At 70.8% G+C, this 18,577-nt stretch carries 12 protein-coding genes, 4 tRNA genes and 1 other RNA gene; 6 read left to right on the top strand and 11 right to left on the bottom strand.

Annotated features, from left to right (window positions below; genetic code table 11):
- Position 1 precedes the first annotated feature (1 nt).
- The 3 genes from purL to purS are packed head-to-tail and all read right to left on the bottom strand — an operon-like array spanning position 2 to position 3,197.
- A complete protein-coding gene (gene purL, locus ACFVGS_RS16220; protein ID WP_384407377.1) occupies positions 2-2,275 on the bottom strand; it encodes a phosphoribosylformylglycinamidine synthase subunit PurL in 2,274 nt (757 codons plus the stop codon).
- Positions 2,275-2,955: a phosphoribosylformylglycinamidine synthase subunit PurQ gene (gene purQ / locus ACFVGS_RS16215; protein ID WP_384407379.1), complete on the bottom strand. Its 681-nt coding sequence runs from the start codon at positions 2,953-2,955 to the stop codon at positions 2,275-2,277. Before purQ ends, purL begins: the two co-directional genes overlap by 1 nt.
- A complete protein-coding gene (gene purS / locus ACFVGS_RS16210) occupies positions 2,952-3,197 on the bottom strand; it encodes a phosphoribosylformylglycinamidine synthase subunit PurS (protein ID WP_009996980.1) in 246 nt (81 codons plus the stop codon). Before purS ends, purQ begins: the two co-directional genes overlap by 4 nt.
- Before the next feature lie 327 nt (positions 3,198-3,524).
- Between purS and ACFVGS_RS16205 the strand changes: the two genes are divergently transcribed.
- From ACFVGS_RS16205 to ACFVGS_RS16190, 4 genes are all read left to right on the top strand, one after another.
- Positions 3,525-3,869 (top strand): Lsr2 family protein, encoded by a 345-nt coding sequence (locus ACFVGS_RS16205; RefSeq protein WP_384407381.1) that lies wholly within the window; start codon positions 3,525-3,527, stop codon positions 3,867-3,869.
- Between the two features lie 86 nt (positions 3,870-3,955).
- A tRNA-Gly gene (locus ACFVGS_RS16200) sits at positions 3,956-4,027 on the top strand.
- An 80-nt stretch (positions 4,028-4,107) separates the two neighbouring features.
- Positions 4,108-4,180: transfer RNA gene (locus tag ACFVGS_RS16195), tRNA-Gly, on the top strand.
- A gap of 185 nt (positions 4,181-4,365) precedes the next feature.
- Positions 4,366-4,441, top strand: a tRNA-Gly gene (locus ACFVGS_RS16190).
- Between the two features lie 44 nt (positions 4,442-4,485).
- Here ACFVGS_RS16190 and ACFVGS_RS16185 read toward each other — a convergent pair.
- The 6 genes from ACFVGS_RS16185 to ffs all read right to left on the bottom strand — a co-directional run bounded on the left by ACFVGS_RS16185 (position 4,486) and on the right by ffs (position 13,093).
- Positions 4,486-5,397, bottom strand: a complete 912-nt coding sequence (locus tag ACFVGS_RS16185; RefSeq protein WP_384407383.1) for a phosphoribosylaminoimidazolesuccinocarboxamide synthase — start codon at positions 5,395-5,397, stop codon at positions 4,486-4,488.
- Between the two features lie 134 nt (positions 5,398-5,531).
- Positions 5,532-6,992 (bottom strand): N,N-dimethylformamidase beta subunit family domain-containing protein, encoded by a 1,461-nt coding sequence (locus ACFVGS_RS16180; RefSeq protein ID WP_385692783.1) that lies wholly within the window; start codon positions 6,990-6,992, stop codon positions 5,532-5,534.
- 222 nt (positions 6,993-7,214) lie between these two features.
- The gene (locus ACFVGS_RS16175) at positions 7,215-9,200 is read right to left on the bottom strand and encodes a hypothetical protein (RefSeq protein WP_385692782.1); all 1,986 of its coding nucleotides are present in this window, start codon (positions 9,198-9,200) and stop codon (positions 7,215-7,217) included.
- A gap of 248 nt (positions 9,201-9,448) precedes the next feature.
- Positions 9,449-10,699 (bottom strand): phosphoribosylamine--glycine ligase, encoded by a 1,251-nt coding sequence (gene purD / locus ACFVGS_RS16170; RefSeq protein WP_385692781.1) that lies wholly within the window; start codon positions 10,697-10,699, stop codon positions 9,449-9,451.
- A gap of 61 nt (positions 10,700-10,760) precedes the next feature.
- Positions 10,761-12,887, bottom strand: a complete 2,127-nt coding sequence (locus ACFVGS_RS16165; RefSeq protein WP_385692780.1) for a DNA polymerase III subunit gamma and tau — start codon at positions 12,885-12,887, stop codon at positions 10,761-10,763.
- A gap of 107 nt (positions 12,888-12,994) precedes the next feature.
- An RNA gene (gene ffs / locus ACFVGS_RS16160) (signal recognition particle sRNA small type) lies at positions 12,995-13,093 on the bottom strand.
- 130 nt (positions 13,094-13,223) lie between these two features.
- Here ffs and ACFVGS_RS16155 point away from each other — a divergent pair.
- A tRNA-Ser gene (locus tag ACFVGS_RS16155) sits at positions 13,224-13,311 on the top strand.
- Between the two features lie 88 nt (positions 13,312-13,399).
- On the opposite strand, the gene ACFVGS_RS16150 is transcribed toward ACFVGS_RS16155, so the two are convergent.
- Together ACFVGS_RS16150 and ACFVGS_RS16145 are read right to left on the bottom strand one after the other, a co-directional pair.
- Complete coding sequence (locus tag ACFVGS_RS16150; protein ID WP_385692779.1) at positions 13,400-14,197, bottom strand: hypothetical protein; 798 nt, start codon at positions 14,195-14,197, stop codon at positions 13,400-13,402.
- A 33-nt stretch (positions 14,198-14,230) separates the two neighbouring features.
- Positions 14,231-14,662, bottom strand: a complete 432-nt coding sequence (locus ACFVGS_RS16145) for a hypothetical protein (protein WP_385692778.1) — start codon at positions 14,660-14,662, stop codon at positions 14,231-14,233.
- Between the two features lie 281 nt (positions 14,663-14,943).
- Between ACFVGS_RS16145 and ACFVGS_RS16140 the strand changes: the two genes are divergently transcribed.
- Positions 14,944-18,561: an AAA domain-containing protein gene (locus ACFVGS_RS16140; protein ID WP_385692777.1), complete on the top strand. Its 3,618-nt coding sequence runs from the start codon at positions 14,944-14,946 to the stop codon at positions 18,559-18,561.
- The last annotated feature ends 16 nt before the right edge of the window (positions 18,562-18,577 follow it).

The following is an 18,577-nucleotide window of genomic DNA, read 5'->3' as shown; positions in this document are numbered from 1 at the left end:
GTCAGGCCAGCAGGCCCGGGATCGTCGCCTCGTGCACGGCGCGCAGCTCCTCCAGGGAGGCACTGAACTCGCCCTGCACCTCGACCGCGTCCCCGTCGACGACACCGATCCGGGTCGCCGGCAGGCCCCGCGCACCGCACATGTCGGTGAAGCGGAGCTCCTCGCTGCGCGGGACGGACACGACCGCACGGCCGGCCGACTCGCTGAAGAGGAAGGTGAACGCGTCCAGGCCCTCGGGCACGACCAGGCGCGCGCCGTTGCCGCCGCGCAGGCAGGACTCGACGACCGCCTGGACGAGTCCGCCGTCGGACAGGTCGTGGGCCGCGTCGATCATGCCGTCGCGCGAGGCCGAGATGAGGATCTCGCCGAGCAGCTTCTCCCGGTCGAGGTCCACGGCCGGCGGCATGCCGCCGAGGTGCTGGTGGATCACCTCGGACCAGGCCGAGCCGCCGAACTCCTCCTTGGTGTCGCCGAGCAGGTAGAGGAGCTGGCCCTCTTCCGCGAAGGCGATCGGGGTACGGCGGTTGACGTCGTCGATCACACCGAGGACGGCCACGACGGGCGTCGGGTGGATGGCGACGTCACCGGTCTGGTTGTACAGCGACACGTTGCCGCCGGTGACCGGGGTGCCGAGCGCGAGGCAGCCGTCCGCGAGACCACGGGTGGCCTCGGCGAACTGCCACATGACCGCCGGGTCCTCGGGCGAACCGAAGTTCAGGCAGTCCGAGATGGCGAGCGGCTTGGCGCCGGAGGCGGCGACGTTGCGGTACGCCTCCGCCAGCGCGAGCTGCGCACCGGTGTACGGGTCGAGCTTGGCGTACCGGCCGTTGCCGTCGGTCGCCATGGCCACGCCCAGGTTCGACTCCTCGTCGATCCGGACCATGCCGGCGTCCTCGGGCTGGGCGAGCACGGTGTTGCCCTGCACGAAGCGGTCGTACTGGTCGGTGATCCACGCCTTGGAGGCCTGGTTCGGGGAGCCGACCAGCCTGAGGACCTGGTCCTTCAGCTCGGCGCCGTCCTGCGGGCGGGCCAGCTTGCCGGCGTCGTCGGCCTGGAGGGCGTCCTGCCACACCGGGCGCTCGTACGGCCGGTGGTAGGTCGGGCCCTCGTGGGCGACGGTGCCCGGGGGCACGTCCACGATCAGCTCGCCGTGCCAGTAGATCTCCAGGTGGTCGCCGTCCGTGACCTCACCGATGACGGTGGCGGTGACGTCCCACTTCTCGCAGATCTCCATGAAGCGGTCGACGTGCTGCGGCTCGACGATCGCGCACATGCGCTCCTGCGACTCGCTCATGAGGATCTCCTCCGGCGAGAGCGTCGCGTCGCGCAGCGGCACGGTGTCGAGCTCGACCCGCATGCCGCCGGAGCCGGCCGAGGCCAGCTCGGAGGTGGCGCAGGACAGACCGGCGCCGCCGAGGTCCTGGATGCCCGCGACCAGCTTCTCCTTGAAGATCTCCAGGGTGCACTCGATGAGGAGCTTCTCCTGGAACGGGTCGCCGACCTGGACGGCGGGGCGCTTCTTGGGCTTGCCCGTGCCATCGGCACTATCAGACGCAGCGTCGAAGGTCTCGGACGCGAGGACCGAGACGCCGCCGATGCCGTCGCCGCCGGTGCGGGCGCCGTAGAGGATGACCTTGTTGCCGGGGCCGGAGGCCTTGGCGAGGTGGATGTCCTCGTGCTTCATGACGCCGATGCAGCCGGCGTTGACCAGCGGGTTGCCCTGGTAGCAGGAGTCGAAGACGACCTCGCCGCCGATGTTGGGCAGGCCCAGGCAGTTGCCGTAGCCGCCGATGCCGGCGACGACACCGGGCAGCACGCGCTTGGTGTCGGGGTGGTCGGCGGCGCCGAAGCGCAGCGGGTCGACCACGGCGACCGGGCGGGCACCCATGGCGAGGATGTCGCGGACGATGCCGCCGACGCCGGTGGCCGCGCCCTGGTAGGGCTCGATGTAGCTCGGGTGGTTGTGCGACTCGACCTTGAAGGTGACCGCGTAGCCCTGGCCGACGTCGACGACGCCCGCGTTCTCGCCGATGCCGACGAGCATGGCGTCGTTCTCGGGGGCCTTCTCGCCGAACTGCTTCAGGTGGACCTTGCTGCTCTTGTACGAGCAGTGCTCGGACCACATGACGGAGTACATGGCGAGCTCGGCGCCGGTGGGACGGCGGCCGAGGATCTCGCGGATGCGCGCGTACTCGTCCTCCTTGAGGCCGAGCTCCTTCCAGGGCTGCTCGCTGTCCGGCGTCTCGCTCGCGTGCTTGACGGTGTCGAGGCTCATCAGGCGTTGACCAGCTTCTTGAGGATCGAGGTGAAGAAACCGAGTCCGTCGGTCTTGCCGGTGCCGACCAGCGGCTCGACGGCGTGCTCGGGGTGCGGCATGAGGCCGACGACGTTGCCCGCGGCGTTGGTGATGCCCGCGATGTCGCGCAGCGAGCCGTTGGGGTTCATGTCCAGGTAGCGGAAGGCCACCCGCCCCTCGGCCTCCAGCTCGTCGAGCGTGCGCTCGTCGGCGACGTACCGGCCGTCCATGTTCTTGAGCGGGACCTCGATCTCCTGACCCTGGTGGTAGTCCGAGGTCCAGGCGGTCTCCGCGTTCTCCACCCGCAGCTTCTGGTCGCGGCAGATGAAGTGGAGGTGGTTGTTGCGCAGCATGGCGCCCGGCAGCAGGTGGGCTTCGGTGAGGATCTGGAAGCCGTTGCAGATGCCGAGGACGGGCATGCCCGCCTTCGCCTGCTCGATGATCGTCTCCATCACCGGCGAGAAGCGGGAGATGGCTCCGGCCCGCAGGTAGTCGCCGTAGGAGAAGCCGCCCGCGAGGACCACCGCGTCGACCTGCTTGAGGTCCTTGTCGCGGTGCCACAGCGGGACGGGCTCGGCGCCCGCGAGGCGGGCGGCGCGCAGCGCGTCCCGGTCGTCGAGCGTTCCGGGGAACGTGACGACGCCGATGCGTGCGGTCACGACTCCACCTTCACGATGAAGTCTTCGATCACGGTGTTGGCAAGGAAGGTTTCGGCCATCTCATGGATGCGGGCGAGGGCGGCCTCGTCGACCGGCCCCTCCACCTCCAGCTCGAAGCGCTTCCCCTGGCGGACGTCGGCGATCCCGTCGAATCCGAGGCGGGGCAGTGCACGCTGCACCGCCTGTCCCTGCGGGTCGAGGATCTCCGGCTTGAGCATGACGTCGACTACGACGCGTGCCACTGGCACTCCCGGTGGTGTGTTGCGTGGGCGGTTCCCTCAGCGTACCTGCCTCCAAAATCTACGCGAGTAGAAGTCTGAAGGATCCTACAAAGCGCACCGAAACACCACGCCGGTTAATTCAAGCGGAATACTGCCCGCCACCGCCCGCCGACCGTGACACGCGGAAACAATTGCCTGGGCTTCACAATGCGACACCCACCGCTGTACAAAGGAATACAGAGGAACGCAATATTGCCCCCGGGTGGCCGTCGTATCGGCATCGTCGCACGTCAGGGCGGTGTCGACCCCTCAGACGACACGGCGATCCGCAGGAAAGGACCGATATCCGTGGCTCAGCGAGTAGTGGTCACTCTCTTCGACGACATCGACGGCGGAGAAGCGGCGGAAACGGTCGCGTTCGGCCTGGACGGGAAGATGTACGAGATCGACCTGAATCCCGCCAATGCAAAGAAACTGCGCAAGGTCCTCGCCCCGTACCTGGCCGCGGGCCGCAAGGTGAGTGCGGCAGGTCACAGAAAGAGCGGCAAGCCGGTCGACGGCGACTACAAGCACACCACCCTCGAGCCCGACCCGGCCGCCGTACGCGCCTGGGCCCAGTCCAACAAGCTCGACGTGCCGGCCCGCGGCCGCATCCCCAAGCGGGTCTACGAGGCCTTCCGGGCCGCCGGCTGAGCCGATTTGCCATGCACCCCCCATGATCCGCTAGAGTCTGGATCACGCCGAGGGGCGAGGCCGCAAAGCCGAGTCCCACGCAGCGTGCGGGTGTAGTTCAGTAGCAGAACAGCCCCCTTCCAGGGGGAAGGCGCAGTGTGCGATCCCTGTCACCCGCTCTGCATCACGATGACGGACCACTCCGGTGGATCAGGTAGAGTGGTGCTCGCACCGCCCGGTGAAAGCCGGTCGGAGGCATGCGGACGTGGCTCAGTTGGTAGAGCATCACCTTGCCAAGGTGAGGGTCGCGAGTTCGAATCTCGTCGTCCGCTCAGGGAGCGAAGGCCCCGGTTCTCAGGAACCGGGGCCTTCGTCGTATCCCCTCGGCCCATCGGCTTTCCCCGCCCTTCGATGCACCCCATCCGTCCCTGTGGCGACGGCCACAGGGCGCGGGCCGGGAAACGGTGTGATTCGCCCCCGCAATCCTGTGTATAGTTAGCAGCGCGCTACGGCGCATGCGGACGTGGCTCAGTTGGTAGAGCATCACCTTGCCAAGGTGAGGGTCGCGAGTTCGAATCTCGTCGTCCGCTCCATGAAGAAGCCCCCGGTCGATCCGACCGGGGGCTTTCTCGTTGTCTCAGGACCAGCGGTTGCCGGTGAGCAGCTCGTACGCCTCCACGTACTTGGCGCGGGTCCGCTCCACGACCTCCTGCGGCAGCGCCGGCGGCGGCTGCTCGCTCTTGCGGTCCCAGCCGGAGGCCGGCGACGTCAGCCAGTCCCGCACGAACTGCTTGTCGTACGAGGGCTGGGCACGGCCCGGCTGCCACTGGTCGGCCGGCCAGAAGCGGGAGGAGTCCGGGGTGAGGACCTCGTCGGCGAGGACCAGGCGCTCGCCCTCCGGGGTGGACTCGAAGCCGAATTCGAACTTGGTGTCGGCCAGGATGATCCCGCGCTCGCGGGCGATGTCCCGGGCCCGGCTGTAGACGGCGAGGGTCATCTGGCGCAGCACGGCGGCCGTCTCGGCGCCGACCTGGCGGGCCACCTCCTCGTACGCGACGTTCTCGTCGTGGTCGCCGACGGCGGCCTTCGTCGCCGGGGTGAAGATCGGCGCGGGCAGCTCGGAGCCGTCGGTCAGGCCCTCGGGCAGCGCGAGACCGCAGACGGTGCGGGACTCCTCGTACTCGACCAGGCCGGAACCCGTGAGGTAGCCGCGGGCCACGCACTCGACCGGAACCATGTTCAGGGACTTGCAGATCAGCGTGCGGCCGGCCCAGTCGGCGGGCGCGCCGGCCGGGAGTTCGGTCGACAGGACGTGGTTCGGGGCCAGGTCGGCGAGCCGGTCGAACCACCACAGCGAGAGCTGGGTGAGCACCCGGCCCTTGTCGGGGATCTCGGTGGGCAGCACCCAGTCGTACGCGGACATGCGGTCGCTCGCCACCATGACGAGGTCGCCCGCCTCGTTGCGGTACAGGTCGCGAACCTTGCCCGTGTGGAGATGGGTGAGGCCCGGGACCTGGACGGGTTCGGGCTTTTCTACGAATCCGGACACGGTTCCTCCGCGTAGGTTGATCCAGGAGCGTGTCCGATTCTCCCTCACCGGGGCCGGCATCCGGCCGCCGGGCCCTGTGACGCCCCGCTCAGTCCGCCTGCCGGCTCTCCGCCGGGCCCCCGCCCGGGCCGCGCTCAGTCCCTCTTGCAGATGCGGTCGAGGAGGTTCGCGGTGGCGCGCTGGACACGGGTGTCGACATGGCCGGGCCGGTCGAGCGCCGGCGACCAGGCGAAGGTGCCGGAGGCGAAGACCCAGGCGCCGGACGGGGCCCGGTAGAGGCTCGTCTCCTGGTGCCGCCGCACGCCCTCGCTGTCCCGGTAGGGCGAGTGGGCGAGCAGGATGCGGCCCTGGTGCTCGGGCAGCGCGGTGCGCGGGAAGTAACGGTCGGCCTCGCCCGCGACCAGGCCCGGGATCTCGTCGCCCTCGCCCGCGCCGGTGGCCTCCCAGAGCCAGTGGTCCGCGTTCCGTACGACCAGCGGGTGCGGTTCGGGCACCCGGCCCGCGTACTGGATGCCGAGCAGCTGCTGCTCGGGCCGGTCGACCTCGCGCCAGAGCGCCGGGCGGCCCGGGCCGCGGCGCTTGCGGCAGGTCAGGAGCCGGTCCGGGGCACCGGACGGCGAGGGCGCCAGGTCCACCTGCCAGTACATGGTGTTGGCGGACAGGAAGACCAGCGAGGTGCCCTGGTCGCGGGCGAGCTCGGCGGTCCGGCGCATGGGGACCGACCAGTACTCGTCGTGCCCCGGGAACACCAGGCCCCGGTAGCGGCTGGGATCCACCCGGCCCGCGTGCAGGTCACGGGTCTCCGCGTACGCCAGGTCGTAGCCGTAGCGCTCGGCCCAGCGGATGAAGTCGTAGGCGTGCCCGACGTGCAGCGGCAGGCCCGCGCCCGCGTACGGGCGGTCGAAGGAGACGGTGACGGCCGCCTCCTCCTCGCCGAGCAGCCGCCCCTCCTCGTCCCACGCGTGGTAGAGGCTGGCGCCGGTGCGGCCGTCCTCCGGATAGAGGTTGTACGCCTGCCAGGTCACGTCCGGCAGGACGAGCAGCAGGTCCGCCGGATGGCTGTCGCGCACGGTGAAGGGGATGTGGGAGCGGTAGCCGCCGGCCGTGGTGAGCACGGCGACGTACGCTCCGATCGACCAGTACGAGGGGATCTGCAGCCGCCAGGACTGCCACCAGTGGTGGCAGGAGACGGTCCGGTCGGCGGCCAGCGGGGCCGGCTGGACGATCCCGGACAGCCGCGGACTCGTGGTGATCTTGGCGGCGCCGTCCCCGCCGTAGTGCCCGATGCGGTAGACGTCGACCGAGAACTGCTGCGGCGGGTCCACGGTGATGTGGAAGTCGATCGCCTCACCGGGCGCCACCGCCCCGTCGGACGCGAAGCCCTTGATCTGGCCGCGCACGTCGTCGGCGGTACGGGGGCCGCCGGCACCGCCGCGGGCCAGTGTCTCGTCCGCGTACCACGGCACCATCTGGCCGGTGTCGTCGAAATAGTTCTCGGAGCCGCGCAGCCAGGGCAGCGGGCCCTGGCCGAAGGGATCCGAGACGGCGTGGGCGAGCGCGCCCGACTCCCACCGCCTGATCTGCTCCGCCCCCATGTCGCGCCCTCCCTCGACTCCCCCGGTCGGCTGTTCGGCTGGTCGGCTGGTCAGTGCCTCTGGTGTCTGCCTGCTGATGGTGCCTCTGTCAGTGCCGGTCTCCAGCACATCACATAACGCACCCACTCCGTCACCGTTCGTCGTGAATTGACGAGAGTGGAAGACGGCCCTCCGGGTGGCGAGGCCGGCGGCGGCGCGCCGGGACGGGCCCGGGGCCCGCCGTCACACCAGGCGGACGGGCTTCTCCGGGCGGACCCCGGTCCTGGTCAGCCAGGCGCGCAGCGGCCGTGGGTCGCCGTCCTCGACCAGGCACAGCACGGCGGGCGCGAGATCGGTACTCCGCTCGCCCCGTACGAACAGGGCCGGGCCGTCCAGCCAGTCGAGGCCCGGAGCCGCGTCCGCCGAGTCCACGGCGGCGCAGCAGACCATCGCGGCGACGTGGTCGGCGAGCAGGTCGCGACCGGTGCGGGGCGGCTGGAGCGGGAACAGCGGCAGCGGCCCGTCGGGCCCCTCGGCGGCCGGCGCGGCCGGTCGCAGCCCTTCCTCGCGCGCCGTCTGCGCGGTGAGCGCGGCGGCGAGGGCGTCGGCGGCTTCCGCCGGCGCATCCGCGGGGGCTTGGGTCGGTGCTTCCGTGGCGGCTTCCGCGGGGGCTTGCGTCGGTGCTTCCGCGGGGGCTTCCCCCGGCGCTTCCGCAGGGGCTTGCGTCGGTGCCTCCGTGGCGGCTTCCGCCGACACCCCGGCGGCCGCTTGCGTCGGTGCTTCCGCGGCGGCTTCGGCGGGGGCTTCCGTCGGTGCCTCCGTGGCGGCTTCCTCCGACACCCCCGAGGCGGCTTCCGTCGGTGCTTCCGTGGCGGCTTCCTCCGACGGCGACGGCCGGGTCGTCGGGGGCGGGGATGCGCCCTCACCCTCGCCCTCGCCTTCGCTCCCGTCGGCGCTGGTGTCCATGGGGCCCGTCGTGAGGTGGGCCATGATCCGGGCGAGGGTCGGGGCGTCGGCGGCGGCGCCCGACGGTGCGGGGCTGGGCGGGGTGCTCAGGCCCAGCCGGTCCAGGACCTGGTGGAGGCGGGCCGCGTCGGCGCGCCACTTGCGGTCGACGACCTCCTCCGCGTACTCGCTCCACTCCACCGGGGCCCAGTCCGCGCTCGGCTCGGCCGGAGCGCCGTGGAAGAGCCGGGCGGCGAGCAGCGAGGCCGCCTCGTCGACCGCGCCCGGCTCCTCCAGGAGGTCACAGGCGGGCCGCTCCCCGAGCCGCGAGGTGAAGCCGTCGGCGAGCCGGTCGCGACGGGACAGCTCTGTGAGCGCCGAGACCACGCCCGCGTCGAGGCGCGCGGGCCAGCGGCCCATCCGCCAGGCGGGCAGCGCCACGCGGGTGAGCAGCCGGTCCCAGCCCGCATAGGCCAGACCGACCTGCTCCTGGGCGACGATCCGCACCCCGTAGTCCACGGCCTGGGCGCGCTCGGAGCCGGCCGCGGCGACGCCGCGCTCCATTTCGGCGGCATGGCCGCGGCAGCCCTTCAGCATGATCCCGGCCAGCCGGCCGACGCCCAGCGCGCCGAGCCTGCGGACCGGGTCGAGGCCGGGGCGCCGGGGCACGGCGACGGCCGCGTCGAGACCGCGGACGAAGCGGCGGGCGGCCGCTATGTCGGGGTGCGCCGCCGGTCCCGTGCCGGCGACGACCGGGGCGAGGACCGCGCGCAGCTCTCCGACCCGCATCCACCAGAGGAAGGGCGAGCCGATGACGAGGACGGGCGCCTCGCCGGCGGCGTGCCGGCGGTGCGTGGGGTGGGAGCGGTCCTCGAGCCAGCTGTCGCAGTCGGGCGTCAGGGCTATCGCGGAGGGCGCGGGAACGCCGAGCCGGTCGGCGAGGTCGCGCACCAGCCGGTAGAGGTCGGGGGCCGCGCTCTCGGCGAGCTCGACCGTCGGCGTCACGGCCGGCTCGGAGCGGGCGACGACCGTCGCGACGGCCGCCGCGACGAGCAGCACGACCACGGCGAGGACGGTCACCACCCAGCGGGCGGCGTCCCAGCCGGAGCCGGTCATGTGGCCGGTGATCCCGCCCGCGTACAGGACGACGGCGACGGCGGCGGGAAGCACCGCGAGGCCGAGTGCCCTGCCGCGCACGCGGAGCACCGCGAGGGCCCGGGCGCGCGCGGCGCGCGCGCCGAGCTCGTCGCCGGCCGCTGAACCCGTACCGGTCACGCCGTACATCACCCCCTCCTGCCCTGGTCGGGACTGCCCGTGGCGGTGTTGCTCACTCCCCCACTGTGGCACCCGGCACTGACATCGCAATGTCGGTGGGCCAAGTGCCGGAACGCTTTCGCCGCACCCTAGTTGGGGCTTCGGCGGGCGTCATCCAGATGGGCGAGTCGTCACCCGATGGAATGGCTTTGGGCAAAGGTGATGACGGTGGCGCGGCCGTGCGGTTCACTGCGCGGCCGCGCCTCTTTCCGCCGCGCTCAGGCCCCGGAGGCCTTCAGCGCGATGTCCGTACGGTGCTGCGAGCCGTCAAGACGGATGCGGCCGACCGCCGCGTAGGCACGCTCGCGGGCCTCGGCCAGGTCCGTTCCGGTGGCGGTGACCGAGAGCACCCGGCCGCCCGCGCTCAGGACGGTGTCGCCGTCCCGCTTCGTACCGGCGTGGAGCACGTACGCGTGCGGCGCGTCCTGCTCCGCGACCTCGGCCAGACCCTCGATCGGGTCGCCGGTGCGCGGGGTGCCCGGGTAGTTGTGGGAGGCGACGACCACGGTGACGGCGGCCTCGTCGCGCCAGGCGAGCGGCGCCTGGTCGGCGAGGGTGCCGTTGGCGGCGTTCAGGAGGACGCCGCCCAGCGGGGTCCTGAGGCGGGCCAGGACGACCTGCGTCTCCGGGTCGCCGAAGCGCGCGTTGAACTCGATGACCCGGACGCCCCGGCTGGTGAGCGCGAGACCCGCGTACAGCAGGCCGGAGAACGGGGTGCCCCGGCGGCGCAGCTCGTCGACCGTCGGCAGCAGGACGGTCTCCATGACCTCGTCGACCAGCTTGGGGTCGGCCCACGGCAGCGGCGAGTAGGCGCCCATTCCGCCGGTGTTCGGGCCCTCGTCGCCGTCGAGCGCGCGCTTGAAGTCCTGCGCGGGCTGCAGCGGGAGGACGGTGACGCCGTCGGTGATGGCGAAGAGGGAGACCTCGGGGCCGTCCAGGTACTCCTCGATCACGACGCGGTCGCAGGCGAGGGCGTGCGCCCGGGCCTGCTCCAGGTCCTCGGTCACCACCACGCCCTTGCCGGCCGCGAGACCGTCGTCCTTCACGACGTACGGAGCGCCGAAGGCGTCGAGTGCCTCGTCGATCTCCTCCGGGGTGGTGCAGACGTAGCTGCGGGCGGTCGGCACGCCGGCCGCGGCCATGACGTCCTTGGCGAAGGCCTTGGAGCCTTCCAGCTGGGCGGCCTCCTGGGAGGGGCCGAAGACCGGGATGCCGGCCGCGCGGACGGCGTCGGCGACACCCGCGACGAGCGGGGCCTCCGGGCCGACGACGACGAGCTCGGCGCCGAGCTCGGTCGCGAGCGCGGCGACGGCGGCGCCGTCGAGCTGGTCGACGGGGTGGAGCTCGGCGACCTCGGCGATCCCGGCGTTGCCGGGCGCGCAGTGCAGAGCGGTGACGTCGGGATCGAGGGAGAGGGAGCGGCACAGGGCGTGTTCGCGGGCGCCGCCGCCGATGACGAGGACCTTCACGCCAGCCAGGGTAGCCCGCGGGCGCCCGTGATCTTTGTGCGGGCCGCTGAGCGGGACGCCCCTACTCGTTCGTGTATTCCTCCAGGACGGTGGCCCCGAGCTCGCGCACGATGAGCTCGTGCCCGGACAGCGCGGAGTCCACGAGGTCCGGGTCGTCCTCCTCGGGCACGTCGTCCTCGGGCGCGACCGGGGGCGGCGCCTGCGGCGTGTGGACCGGGGCGGGCGCCTGCTGCACAGGCGGCTGCGGCGGCTGCACGGGCGCGGGGGCCGGAGCCTGCGGCGCCGCCTGTACGGGCGCGGGTGCGGGCGCGGCGGCCTGCGGGGCCGGGGCGAACGCCTGGGCGGGAGCGGGCGCGGCCGGGCGGCCGCCGAAGCCGCCGGCGGCGGGCGGCGGGCTGGCGCCGCCCGAGGGATCGATGATCGCCTCGATCCGCCAGTGCACGTTGAACTGCTCGGCCAGGGCGGCCTTCAGGACGTCCTCGCTGCCGCTGCTCGCGAAGTTGTCGCGGGCGCCGGCGTTGAGGAAGCCGAGCTGCAGGGTGGTGCCGTCGAAGCCGGCGACCTGCGCGTTCTGCGAGAGCAGGATCCAGGTGAAGCGGCGCCGGTTCTTGACCGCCTCGAGGATCTGCGGCCACATGTTGCGCACCTGGCCTGCGCCCGCGGCCATGCCGCCGGGGGCGGCGGCAGCGGCGGGGGCCTGCGGGGCGGCCGGAGCCGGGGCCTGCGGGACCGCGGGGGCGTGGGCCTGCTGCGGCGCGGGAGCCGACGCACCGGGCCAGGCACCGGGCGCACCGCCGCCGGGCCGGGCGGCCCCGGGCCAGGCGCCGGGCCGGGGGCCCTCGGCGGCGGGAGCGGGAGCCGGCTGCTGCACGGCCGCGGGGGCCGGAGCCTGCTGGACGGGCTGCGGCTGGTGCTGGGGCTGCGCCGGAGCGGACACGGGCGGCGGCACATGCGCCTCGGCACCGGGCACGTACCCCATCTGCGGCGCGGGCGACGTGGTGGTGAAGACGGCGGCGGGCGGCGCCGCGGCGGCCCCGCGCTCCAGCCGGTCGAGGCGCGCCTGCATCGACCGCTCGTCGTCGAAGGCGGCGGGCAGCAGCACCCGCGCGCAGATCAGCTCCAGCTGGAGCCGCGGCGAGGTCGCGCCGCGCATCTCGGTGAGACCGGCGTTGACCAGGTCCGCGGCCCGGCTGAGCTCGGCGGCCCCGAACACGGAGGCCTGCGCCTGCATGCGCTCGATGACGTCGACCGGCGCGTCGACCAGACCCTTCTCGGCGGCGTCGGGAACGGCCGCCAGGATCACGAGGTCGCGCAGCCGCTCCAGAAGGTCGGCGACGAAGCGGCGCGGGTCGTTGCCGCCCTCGATCACCCGGTCCACGACCTCGAAGGCGGCGGCGCCGTCGCCGGCGGCGAAGGCGTCCACGACCGAGTCGAGCAGGGACCCGTCCGTGTAGCCGAGCAGGGACGTCGCCATGGCATACGTCACACCGTCGTCGGCGGCACCGGCGAGCAGCTGGTCCATCACGGACATCGAGTCACGCACGGACCCGGCACCGGCACGCACGACCAGCGGCAGCACCCCGTCCTCCACGGGGATGCCCTCGCGGCCGCAGACCTCGCCCAGGTACTCCCGCAGGGTGCCGGGCGGCACGAGCCGGAAGGGGTAGTGGTGCGTACGCGACCGGATGGTGCCGATGACCTTCTCGGGCTCGGTCGTCGCGAAGATGAACTTCAGATGCTCCGGCGGCTCCTCGACCACCTTCAGCAGGGCGTTGAAGCCCGCCGAGGTGACCATGTGCGCCTCGTCGATGATGTAGATCTTGTAGCGGCTGGAGGCGGGCCCGAAGAAGGCCTTCTCGCGCAGGTCACGGGCGTCGTCCACGCCACCGTGGGACGCCGCGTCGATCTCGATGACGTCGATCGACCCCGGCCCGTTCCGCGCGAGGTCCCGACAGGACTGGCACTCGCCGCAGGGCGTGGGCGTGGGACCCTTCTCACAGTTCAGACACCGCGCGAGGATCCGCGCACTGGTCGTCTTGCCGCAGCCGCGGGGCCCGCTGAACAGGTACGCGTGATTGACCCGGTTGTTCCGCAGCGCCTGCTGCAACGGGTCGGTGACATGCTCCTGCCCGATGACCTCGGCGAAGGACTCGGGGCGGTAGCGGCGGTACAGCGCGAGAGACGACACGTATACGAGGTTATAGGCGCCCACTGACAACCCGGGAACGGCACGGAACGCCAAGGAACACCGAGGAACACCTAGCGGACCGCCCGCCGACCGGGCACCGGCCCGGGAACGCAAGCGCCCCTCACGCACCCGCCAGAGCCGACCTACCCTTGCTGCCTTCCGGCCCTGGGGGAGTTCAGTCAGATAGCGCCACGTGAGGGGCTCCGCCCAGAGTACCCGATCCCGGCCCCCACTCGTCCCCCCTCACCCACCTGCGCCCTTCCCCCACCCTCCGCTCCACCACCCACCCCGGATCACGTGCGCGAGCACCCTCTCCGGTCATGTAATGTTCTCCACGGAGGATTCGCCTAGAGGCCTAGGGCGCACGCTTGGAAAGCGTGTTGGGGGCAACCCCTCACGAGTTCGAATCTCGTATCCTCCGCCACGGCTGACCAGCCGAAACGAAGGTCCCGACCGCATAGCGGCCGGGACCTTCGTCGTTCGCTGGTTGCAGTTTTGGTTGCAGTTCCCGTCTACCGCCCGTTGAGGACGGACCGGCACACGTTGCAGTACATGGCGGCGTTCCGCCCGTAGCGCCGCATCATCTGGCCGCAGCCGGCGCACAGACCGAGCTCCCACGGCGGGCATCCCAGCGCGGCGGAGGCTGCGGCGCGTTCCACGGTGGTGATCCGCATCGGGTTGCGGGAGCGCTGGACCGGCATGCGGGGAAGCGTGAAGCCGCCGGTCGGCTGGTCGAGATCACGAACAGGCCGGCCATCGCTGACGAACCAGCCCTCCTCGCCCGCTCGACAGTTACGGTCGATCTCCCGCTCGGCGAAGGTGATCAGGTCGTCCTCCTCTTCGACCGGGGCCGCAGGGAGAGGCGTCTTCTCACCGATGAGCTCCTGCCACAGCGCGCGGTCCTCGGCCGACACCCACATGTGCCGGCCGGCGCGGCCGCTTCCTCGGTTGGGCACGTAGACCGGGACGCTCTCGCCCGTCGCGCTCTGCAGGACTAGGTCCTCGATGAAGACCGGCTTCTTCTCCGGGAGGCACAGTGCGGGCACGAACCAGTCCGCGTGAATCGCGCCACAGTGGCCGGCACCCTCGCTGACGAGACAGTGGCGCTCGCTGCTCGCTACGCACTTCCAGACTTCGAGGTGCCGGTACCCGCCGCGGATCACCATCTCCTTGCCCTCCGCGATGTCCTTCCACGGCATGTCGTCGACCCGCGCCCAGGGAGCCCGGTCGATCAGGGAAGCCGTCCGGTCCTTCGCCACCCAGAGCGGGGTGATGCCGTACTCCCTGGCGTTGACCGAGCGCCGGTGCACGCTGCTGGGACTGAGGTGGTGGTACTGGATCTCTCAGCCGATCCGTATGCCGCCGGGCCCGGCGACGACGGCGTCCGAGACGCTGCGCCGGTTGCCGATGGGAACCTCGGCCTCGGCATCCAGGCCGTACCGCCCGGCGGTCTCGACGATCCGTTCCTTGGTGGCCTTGTGCTGGGCGCTCTCCGCCGGAGTCGCCTTGTGCGTGATCGGCAGGTGCGAGGCGACGAGCGGTCGCCGACCGCCCACGCGCCCCCGGCGGATGAACATCCAGGGCGACTTCCCGCCCGACTCCGACAGGCACTCGCGCTTCTCGTGGTGCGCCAGGCATTCGAGCAGTTGCGGGTCACGCTCGGAGACGCTGGCGGTGATCTCCTGGAGCAGATCGGGACGGTCCGGGTGACCGAGGTCGGGCAGGGACAGATTGATCTCTATGCCATATCCGGTGTGCCACACCCCATTTGCCATCTCCCCACCATAGGAAGGACCACTGACACTCCAACAGGGTGCGCGGTTAGAGGAGTTAGCAGCGGCGCTGCACTACCGAATCGCCGGGAGGTATCGAGCGGGCGCTGCCTCGATCACGCCCGAGTTGTGCGTGCGCATGTCCGAAACCAGCCGCAGTGGTTCCGCGAGCGTGAGTAGGATCACGCTTCATCCGCGCGGCCAGGTAAGGCCGCCCGTAGTGTCTGCTCACCCGCTCCCCGGCTCGTGAAGGTGGATGGATGACGGCTCCCACAATCGGGACGTTGCTTCTGCAGAACAGGTACGAAATCACCGCGGGTCCGCACACAGGTGATGGCGAATCCCAGGTCTGGGAGGCTTTCAGCGACGGCTACACGTACCTGCTCAAGACGTGGACGTACGAGGGTGAGCAACCGGACAGGGTGCAGCGCGCCCTGTGGGACCAGGAACTGCGCACCCTATACAAGGTCGCAAGCAGCCCGAGGGCTGACGACGCCCTCGTCGTGCTGAAGGACGCCGGCCTCGACCGGGAACACAACTGCTTCGTCATGGTCCTGGAGGCACCAGGCTACGAGCGCGTCGCCACCGCGCTGCCGCGCCGGGCTCGCTACCCATGGCTCTCGAACCGCGGGACAGCCGCACGCGAACAGTTGTGGAGCGCCTTACGGCGCGTGGCCACAGGGCTGAACCTGCTGCACGAGCGACAGGTCCTGCACCGGGGTGTGGACCTCGACTCCCTCTTCTTCGACGAGGACCTCGGTGCCGAGTCCCTCCGACTCGGCGGCTTCGAGTGGTCCGTCAAGCTGGGTCGTCCGGTGGGGACCCAGCCCCCTGTCGGCTGGCCGGTTCCACCCGAGCGCAGCGCGGGAGGCGTAACTGCCTGGCGTCAGGACGACGACTGGTTCGCCTTCGGCATTCTCTGCGCACGGCTGCTCCTCGACCTTGAACGCTTCACCGCCAATCCCCCGACCGAGCGTCACGCACGGGTGCTCAAGACCATCGACACCGCCAAGCACGAGCTGACCGAGGCCGAACGCAAGCTGCTGCTGGACCTTGTCGCCGAAGACCCGCTGGAGCGCCTGACCGCGCCGTACGACATCATCGGCCGGATCCAGGACATCACACGGGCCCTGGCGAACCCCCTGCGCACCCAGCAGGAGGACGCTCAGTACGTCCTGGCCCTCGATCTGCGGCGGCCGGAGTTCATCGATCACCTGATGGACAGCGGGCTGCGTGACCACCTGCGACTCGACCCCATGGGGACCTTTATCCCTGGGGATCCGATCCACCGAAAGGAGGCTTGCGAGTTCGTCCGCCAGGACCTGCAGAAGCCGCTTCTGTACGCCGTCCCTAACAAGCCATACTTCATCCTCGTCGGCGGCAGGCTCAGCCTAAAGATCACGACTTATCGGGGGAAGGACGGCACGTCCAGCTGGCAGGTCGCGGACTGCCGGTCCGCCCAGCCACTGGTCTACAGCGAGGGCGACGACAGCTTCCGGGAACTCCCGCCTGGCCGCGTGTTCGCCTATGCCAGGGATGAGGTGGCCCGCGACCGTACGATCGCGCAGAACGCCACATCGTGGGAGCTCGCGCTACCGAAGATCGATCGCAGTGCGCAGGTCTCACGCGAGCTAAGCCGCTTCCACGAGTTCGTCCGCGTGAGCAACCAAATCGAACTGCTCCTCCTCGACTCACAGATCTTCCCGTACGAAGTCGTCCGCGGCCCGTGGCTGAAGGACGGCGTGGAGTGGGCCGTGGTCAAGGAGCGCGCGCGCCCCGAAGGACACGAAGTCTTCGAGCCGTTCCGCGTGGACTTGATCGACTTCCTGCAGAAGGAGGTACGGGGCAGCGACCGCAAGGTCATCCTGTCGGGAGCCCGCGACGGCGCCCGCTTGAAGCTCCCGCCCCGGGACCCCCAGTCCGACGACGACGGCAACGTGTGGCAGGTCGACGCCATAGACCAGACGACCGAGTGCATCACACTCAGCCGGCCGGGCCTAAGCAAAGGTCGGGTGAAGCTGGAGAAGGAGGGGTTCCTCCGCAGCGCCGGCATGCCTGGGCAGATCAGTCTGTTCCGGCGTCGCAAGAAGGCCATCGATGCCCTCGACCAGCATGGATACCTTCTGCGCTCGCTGGCCAGCCCGAGCCACGTCCGCATGGACACCGGTGCCTCCGAGCTTCCCGTCGAACTCGACCACGAACGAGTCGACGAGCCCAAACGGGCGAGTATCGAGGACATCCTCCGGGTACGGCCCATCTACACGCTGCAAGGGCCGCCCGGCACGGGCAAGACCACCCTCGTCGCCTGGCTGCTGCGCGAGATCATCACAGAGGATCCCGTCGTCCAGGTGCTGGTCACGGCCCAGGCCCACGGAGCCGTCGACGTGCTCAGGTCGAAGGTGGGTGAGGCGTTCCAGGACGTACCCGAAGCTGACAGGCCACTGCAGATCCGGCTGCGGGGTCCGCATAAGGCCGGAACCACCCTGCCGGAGGACGGCGTCGAGGGCGTGGCCAGGCAGGTGCTCCAGCGCAGCATCTCCCAGCTCGAAGCCATGAGTTCGCCCAGCGAGGTGCAGCTCGCCTGGCTGGAGGACGCGAAGGCCATGGTCAGTGAGATCAATATGATGCAGGAGCAGGGGGACCTCGGCCCCCGGTCGTCGGACTTCGTCGAGCTGGTCAAACGTGGCGCGAACCTCACGTACTGCACCACCAGCGCCGGCGACCTGGTCGCCCTCGCGGCTGGTCAGGCGTTCGACTGGTCGATCGTCGAGGAGGCGGGCAAGGCACACGCGTTCGACCTCGCGCTGCCGCTGCAGGCAGGTCATCGCTGGCTGCTGATCGGTGACCACAAGCAGCTGGATCCCTACCGGTACGAGGACTACCACAAAGGAATCGACAAGCTCGATCCGGTGGCGCACACCCTCGGCCGCCTCAAAGTACGGGCGTCCGGCATGCTCGACCAGGAATGGCTCGACTCCTGGGAGCGCCGCAGCCAGGCGGACCGGGACGAGTTTCGCGAGTACTCCAAGGAATGGCTGAGGACCTTCCACCGTCTGTACGAGTACTGCGCCGTGGCCACAGGTGCGGACCGTCTCGTCACTGACACAGAGGCGAAGGGAGCGTCCGCGGGGCAGTTGATCGGCCAGCACCGCATGCACCCGGACATCGGCCGGCTGATCTCCGAGGCTTACTACCAGGGGCGATTGATGAACCGCACCCTGAACCAGAAGGGCGAACCAGTCGAGCGGGTGCGTCACGGTTTCCACACCCCGGCCGGCATCCGTGACCGTGCCGTGGTCTGGCTCGACGTGCCGTGGTGCCGCAACGATGCCGCCACGCGCGAGGTCGGACCGAACAGCGGCCAGTCGAAGTACACCAATCCGTCGGAGGCTCTCGCGCTCGCCAACTTCCTCCGGGCCCTCGGGCCGGACGGCGGGTGTCAGGGCAAGCTCGCGGTGCTGGCCCCATACTCCCGGCAGGTGAACCTGCTCAGCCAGCAGTTGCGGGATACGCCCCTACCAGCCGGACTGCAGGTCCAGCTAGGTCTCAAAGCCGAAGCGAACAGCAGCAACCGGTTCCCCGCCCACACCGTCGACTCCTTCCAGGGCAACCAGGCAGACGTCGTCGCCATCAGCCTGGTCCGCAACAACGAGAAGGAGATCGGCCACGGCCTGGGTTTCCTCGACGACCCAGGCCGGATGAACGTGCTCCTCTCGCGGGCGGAGCGCCTGCTGATCCTCGTCGGGTCCTGGGACTTCTTCCTCCACCAGGTGCAGGCAGTACGTCTCGAGGACGAGTCCCAGCCCCTGTGGTCCTTCAAGAAGATCGTCACCCTGCTCGACGAATGGTTCCTGGATGGCAGGGCTGTACGCATCCCGGCTGACCTCAGGGAGTACTCGTGATCGTCCTAGTACCTGT

This window comes from Streptomyces sp. NPDC127114 (genome assembly GCF_042677525.1).
Taxonomy (GTDB): domain Bacteria; phylum Actinomycetota; class Actinomycetes; order Streptomycetales; family Streptomycetaceae; genus Streptomyces.
This window is presented reverse-complemented; position numbering and strand designations above follow the sequence as displayed.